Source organism: Agromyces binzhouensis, from assembly GCF_004135055.1.
In the GTDB taxonomy this organism is placed as follows: Bacteria; Actinomycetota; Actinomycetes; order Actinomycetales; family Microbacteriaceae; genus Agromyces; species Agromyces binzhouensis.
This window is the reverse complement of record NZ_SDPL01000195.1, coordinates 1-5,686: the sequence shown is the minus strand read 5'-3', so window position 1 is coordinate 5,686 and position 5,686 is coordinate 1. Positions and strand designations below refer to the sequence as shown.

Sequence of the window (5,686 nt, the reverse complement as noted above, 5' to 3'; positions counted from 1 at the left end):
GTGCCGGGGTCGCCGGGGTCGGGGTCGTCGGTGCCGGCGTCGTCGGCGTCGGGGCGTCGGCGTCGCTCATGCCGTCACCATATCGGCGGCCCGATGCTCCGGCGCGCCGCTCCGGCGGGCGGCCCCGGCGGTCGCGGAGGGGAGTAGGGTCCGACGCGGGAGGTGCGCATGGACGAGGGAACGATCCTGGTCACCGGCGGCACGGGCTTCGTCGGGGTCAGCTGCATCATCCGGCTCCTGGCCGACGGCACGCGCGTGCGGACGACGGTGCGCGACCTCACGCGCGCCGACGACCTGCGCGAGCTGGTCCGGCTGGGCGGCGCGGACCCGGACGGCGTCGAGGTCGTGGCCGCCGACCTGCTCGACGACGCGGGGTGGCCGGAGGCGGTCGCCGGCGTCACGCACGTGCTGCACGTCGCCTCGCCGTTCCCGGTGCGCCAGCCGAAGGACGAGGACGAGCTCATCGCGCCCGCCCGCGAGGGCGTGCTCCGTGTGCTCAGCGCCGCACGCGACGCAGGGGTCCGGCGCGTCGTGCAGACCTCGTCGTTCGCCGCGATCGGATACGGCCGCCGGAACCCCGGCCGCGCGTACACCGAGGAGGACTGGACGGACCCTGACGGGCCGGGGGTCACTCCGTACATCAGGTCGAAGACCCTCGCCGAGCGTGCCGCGTGGCAGTTCATCGACCGGGAGGGCGGCGGACTCGAACTGGCCACCGTGAACCCGGTCGGGATCTTCGGCCCGGCCATCGGCACCGACCTCTCGACGTCGCTCGAACTGCTCCGGCAACTGCTCGACGGCGGCTACCCCGTCGTGCCCAACGGCTCGGTCAGCGCCGTGGACGTGCGCGACGTGGCCGACCTGCACGTGCTCGCCATGCGCCACCCGGATGCGGCGGGCGAGCGCTTCCTCGCGGTCTCGGGCGATGCGATCACCTACCTCGACCTCTCGCGGTTCCTGCGCGACCGGCTCGGCGAGCGGGCGCGGCGCGCGCCCACCCGGGTCATCCCCGACTGGGTCGTCAAGGCGGGCGCGCCCTTCAGCCGCGAGCTCCGCCTGATGGCGAGCGAGCTCGGTCGGCGCGGCGACGCGTCGCACGGGAAGGCCACGCGCATGCTCGGCTGGACCCCGCGTTCGCGCGAGGAGGCGATCCTCGCCTCGGCGGAGAGCCTGCTCGACCTGGGCCTCGTCCGCGCCTGACCGGAACGCACGGGCGAGCACGCGACGACGCGCGGATGCCGCGGCACGGGGCCGCGACATCCGCCCGCGGGTGCGCATGGCGCGACCGGGTCAGCTCTCGTCGTGCGCGAGGCCCGCGGTCTCGCCGCCGTCGGCGACGAACTCCGCGCCGGTCGAGAAGCTCGACTCGTCGCTCGCGAGGAACAGGATGAGGTTCGACAGCTCGATGGGCTCGCCGACGCGGTGCAGCGCGACGTGGTTCTGCGGGGTGTCGAGGTCCTCGGTCATGGGCGTGCGGATGACGCCGGGGTGCACCGAGTTCACGCGGATGTTGTAACGACCGAGGTCGAGCGCCGCGTTCTTGGTGAGCCCGCGGACGCCGAACTTCGCGGCGTTGTAGCCGGGGAGCGCCTCGTAGCCCTGCAGGCCGGCGGTCGAGGAGATGTTGATGATCGAGCCGGCGCCGGACTCCTTCAGCGCGGGGATCGCGGCCTTGATGCCGTAGAAGACGCCCGTGAGGTTGATGTCGATGATCTTCTGCCACGCCTCGATCGCGTAGTCCTCGATGGGGCCGAAGTTCGCGATGCCGGCGTTGTTCACGACGACGTCGAGTCGGCCGAACGCCTCGACGGAGGTCGCGACGGCGGCCTCCCACTGGGCGTAGTCGGTGACGTCGAGGTGGACGTAGCGGGCGTTCGCCTCGCCGAGCTCCGCGGCGAGCGCGGCGCCCTCGTCGTCGAGCAGGTCGCCGATGACCACCTTCGCACCCTCCTGGACGAGCAGCCGGGCGTGCGAGGCGCCCATGCCCCGTGCTCCACCGCTGATGAGTGCGACCTTGCCGTTGACGCGTGCCATTGCTGACGCTCCTTGTCTCGCCGCGGGCGTCGGCCCTGCGGCGTTCGCTGCCGTTCGGGCCCGGGGTCGGATGGCTCCGGGTTCCGCTCTAATCTACACCTGTCGATTACATCGACCTGAGTGCCGGCTGAACCGGAGATGCACCTCGACTCGTGATGCGGCCGAGACCGTCGTGACCGGATCGATACCGCCGTGACCGGATCGAGACCGCCAGGCGGCGGAAACCGGCGTCACACGCCCGCGCATCGCGGGAGGATGTCGTGAGCATCACCGCGAGCCGGGACGACGACGTGCCGGATCTCCCGGCCCGCGGCATCGTCACGCGAGCACCCCGGGGGAACACCATGTCGGCAGCCGAGTCGCACGAGTCGGGCGAGGACCGCCTGCGCGTCGGCGACCCCTCGGCGTCCTCCGGCCGCACGGTCGGGTCCGCCGCACTCGTCCTCGGCCTCACCGCCGTGATCCTCGCGTTCGCGACGCCCTACCGCGAGTCGCTCGGCTCCGCGCTGCTCGCGGCGCTCGCGGTGTTCACGTCGACCCTCGGCCTCGTCGCGCGCAGCCGCGCCCGCCGTGCGGGAGAACGGCCGTCGACGGCCGCGATCGCCGCCGTGTGGCTCGGTGTCGGCGCGCTCGCGATCGTCGGGATCTCCGTGCTCCCCGCACTGCTCATGCCGAGCTCGACCGGCGCCGCCGGCTGAGCCCACGCATCAGCCGAGTCGCACGAGCCGGCGCACGTCATCGTCCGGCAACTCGTCGGCGACCGCGGTGACCTCCACCGACTCAAGACGGATCGCGCCGCCGTACGCCGAGAGGAACGCGGTGTCGGCCGCGTCGCGCCCCGTCGCGATCCGCACCAGCGTCTCCCGGGGCGCGAGCGTCGTCGCGTCCACGACGTGCCACGCCCCCTCGACCCAGGCCTCGGCGACGGCATGGAAGTCCATCGGATCCAGGCCCGGCGCGTACACCGCCGCGAGCCGCGCCGGCACATCGAGGGCGCGCAGGAGCGCGACCACGAGGTGGGCGTAGTCGCGGCACACGCCCTGACGGGCGAGGAGCGTCTGCACCGCGCCATCCGTCGGGCTGCTCGAACCCGGCACGTACGACAGCCGGGTGCCGACCCACGACGAGACGGCCGCGAGCCGGTCGACGCCCTCGACGCCCCCGAACTCGGCGGCCGCCGTCGCGGCCAGGCGATCCGACTCGGCGTAGCGACTCGGTCGCAGGTACGTCAGCAGGTCGGCCGCGTTGACGGATGCCTCGCGCGCGCGCCCCGGCACCTCGGCCGTGTACGAGCACTCGAGCGGGCCGGCCGGCGCGTCGACGACGTGCAGGCGGTTGCCCGCGGCATCCGTCAACTCCGTCGGATCGATCGGTCGGCCGTCGGTGCGGAACTCGAGGCGCTCGACCGCCTCGACGTCGCTCGCCACCGCGACCTGGAACGCCAGGCGCACGGGCTGGTCGACATCCAGCCGGATCTCGCAGCCGACCGAGCGCGCGGTCACGAGCGCACCTCCCGCCACCCGTGCTCCGGTTCGAAGCCGAGCTCGTCGCGTGCCCGCTCGATCGAGAACAGCGACTCGGTGCCCTCGAAGTCGCGCTTCAGCGAGACGCCCGGGAAGAACTCCTCGACCAGGTCGCGCGTCGGCCGGCTCATCACGGTGTCGGCGTTCGCGATGACGTAGGCGCGCGCTCCGTCGACGTCGGCCTCGAGCGCGCGACGGACCGACTGCGCGGCATCCCGCACGTCGATGTAGCCGAACGCGTTGAACAGCCGCGACCGCGGGTCGTCCTCGAACGCCGCGAACTCGTCGTACCGCTCCGGATCGATGACGTTCGAGAAGCGCAGCGCGACGAACGGGATGCCGGTCCAGTCGGCCACGTGCTCGGCCATCGTCTCGCCGAGCACCTTCGACAGCGAGTAGGTCGAGTTGGGCTTGGGGTAGTGGTCCTCGTCGAGCGGCAGGTAGTCGGGCAGCCCGTCGGGGCCGAAGTCGAGCCCCAGCGTGGTCTCGCTCGAGGCCCACACGACCTTCTCGAGGCCGAGCTTGGCCGCCGCGAGGAAGACGTTCGAGTTGACGGCGTTGTTGACGTTCAGGGTGCGCGCCGGCGTGAAGATCGTCGGCGCCGGGATGGCGGCGAGGTGGGCGACCGCGTCGACGTCCTGCAGCACCTCGACCGTGTCGCCGAAGTCGGTGAGGTCGGCCTGCGTGTACACCAGGTCGGGCCGCGACCATCGGGCCGGCAGCTTCGGCGACGGCGGCGTGACGTCGGTCGCGAGCACCTCGTACCCGTGCTCCAGCAGGTCGGCCACCACCGCCCGCCCTGCGAGCCCTGACGCGCCAGTGACGCAGATCCGCTTCGGCATGGATGCCCTCCTCGTCGTCGTCCCCGGGTCCCCATCCTGCCCTGACACGGCCGGGGCGTCACCCGGGTTGCGCATCGGCCCGCGACGCGACCTCAGCCGGGGGGTTGCGCGGCGGGGCTGTCCGGCACCACGTCGGCCGTGAGCCGGCGGACGAGGTCCTCGCCCCAGTTCACGAGTGCGCCACCCCAGTCGTCGAACGAGTCCTCGGTGTAGGTGACCGCGACCGCGATCGTCACCGAGCGACCGTCGTCGGCGCGTTCGGCCGGGAGCGTCGCGACCGCCGACGCGTACCCGCCGAACAGCGGGGTCTGCATCACCCAGTCGAGGCTGAGGAAAGCGCCGAGCCCGTACGCGAACTCGGGGACGAGGGTCATGCAGGCGCGGCATCCGTCGAGCGGTTCGCCGAACCCGACGAGGTCGGGCGCGATGAGCGCGTCGTACGACGCCGGCTCGAGCAGCTCGCCGCGCCCCACGATCGCATCGAAGCTCGCGGTCACGTCGCCGATCGAGCTGGTCTGGACGGCGCCCTCGGGAAGGGTCCACGACGGATTCCAGTAGGTCGAGTCCTCCCAGACGCCTCGCTCCGCCGTGAAGGCGTGCACGGCGGGGGCCGGGATCGACGGATCCTCCGAGGCGACCGTCTGCTCGAGGTCGAGCGGCTCGAGGACCTCGCGGGCGATCAGCGCCTCGAGCGACTCACCCGACGCGGCCTCGAGCACCTCGCCCAGCACGACGTAGTCGGCGTGCGAGTAGTCCCAGTTCTCGCCGGCCGGGAACAGGCGCGGAGCCGACAGGCTCACCTCGATGAGGTCGTCGTTCGTCCACGTGCGGAACGGGTCGGCGGCGAGCGCGTCCTCGAACACGGGATCGCCGACGTAGTCGTGGTACCCGGCCGTCATGTTCGCGAGCATCCGGGGCGTGACGCTGTCGCCGTCGCGGATCTCCGGAAGCCACCGGTCGATCGGCTCGTCGAGGTCGAGGACTCCCTCCTCGGCGAGCCGCAGCATCGCGACGCTGACGTAGGTGATCGCGACCGCGCCGTTGCGGAAGCGCCCGTCGAGCGTGACCGGCTCACCCCCGACCGCCTCGCCGAGCGCGACCTGCGCCACGACATCGCCGTCCACGCGGATCTGGCCGATCAGGGAGCCCAGCGCGTGCGCTTCCACCTGCGCGGCGGCGGACTCGTCGAGGAGCGCCTGCAGCTCCGGGTCGATCGTCGCGGGCTCGCCGCCTGCCCCGCCGCCCGGTTCGTCGACCGGCGTCGGGCTCGGCTGCGCCGACGGCTCG

Annotated in this window: 6 protein-coding genes; 2 read left to right on the top strand and 4 right to left on the bottom strand. The window is 72.8% G+C overall.

Annotated features, from left to right (window positions below; all coding sequences use genetic code 11):
• The first annotated feature begins 168 nt into the window (after nt 1-168).
• On the top strand, nt 169-1,200 hold the full coding sequence (locus ESO86_RS10405; protein WP_129234834.1) for an SDR family oxidoreductase: 1,032 nt from the start codon (nt 169-171) through the stop codon (nt 1,198-1,200).
• Between the two features lie 90 nt (nt 1,201-1,290).
• Here the strand turns inward: ESO86_RS10405 and ESO86_RS10400 are convergent, their stop codons facing one another.
• Nucleotides 1,291-2,034: a glucose 1-dehydrogenase gene (locus ESO86_RS10400; RefSeq protein WP_129234833.1), complete on the bottom strand. Its 744-nt coding sequence runs from the start codon at nt 2,032-2,034 to the stop codon at nt 1,291-1,293.
• A gap of 260 nt (nt 2,035-2,294) precedes the next feature.
• Here ESO86_RS10400 and ESO86_RS10395 point away from each other — a divergent pair, with 260 nt between their 5' ends.
• Nucleotides 2,295-2,732 (top strand): hypothetical protein, encoded by a 438-nt coding sequence (locus ESO86_RS10395; RefSeq protein ID WP_129234832.1) that lies wholly within the window; start codon nt 2,295-2,297, stop codon nt 2,730-2,732.
• Between the two features lie 9 nt (nt 2,733-2,741).
• Here the strand turns inward: ESO86_RS10395 and ESO86_RS10390 are convergent, their stop codons facing one another.
• From ESO86_RS10390 to ESO86_RS10380, 3 genes are all read right to left on the bottom strand, one after another.
• The gene (locus ESO86_RS10390; protein WP_129234831.1) at nt 2,742-3,536 is read right to left on the bottom strand and encodes a transglutaminase-like domain-containing protein; all 795 of its coding nucleotides are present in this window, start codon (nt 3,534-3,536) and stop codon (nt 2,742-2,744) included.
• On the bottom strand, nt 3,533-4,399 hold the full coding sequence (locus tag ESO86_RS10385; protein ID WP_129234830.1) for an NAD-dependent epimerase/dehydratase family protein: 867 nt from the start codon (nt 4,397-4,399) through the stop codon (nt 3,533-3,535). Before ESO86_RS10385 ends, ESO86_RS10390 begins: the two co-directional genes overlap by 4 nt.
• A 92-nt stretch (nt 4,400-4,491) precedes the next feature.
• The coding region (locus tag ESO86_RS10380; protein WP_165307626.1) for a serine hydrolase domain-containing protein at nt 4,492-5,686 on the bottom strand (1,195 nt) is incomplete at its 5' end.

Coding starts and splice junctions, on each gene's coding strand:
- ESO86_RS10405 (WP_129234834.1), top strand. CDS start 169: ATGGACGAGGGAACGATCCTGGTCACCGGCGGCACGGGCTTCGTCGGG.
- ESO86_RS10400 (WP_129234833.1), bottom strand. CDS start 2,034: ATGGCACGCGTCAACGGCAAGGTCGCACTCATCAGCGGTGGAGCACGG.
- ESO86_RS10385 (WP_129234830.1), bottom strand. CDS start 4,399: ATGCCGAAGCGGATCTGCGTCACTGGCGCGTCAGGGCTCGCAGGGCGG.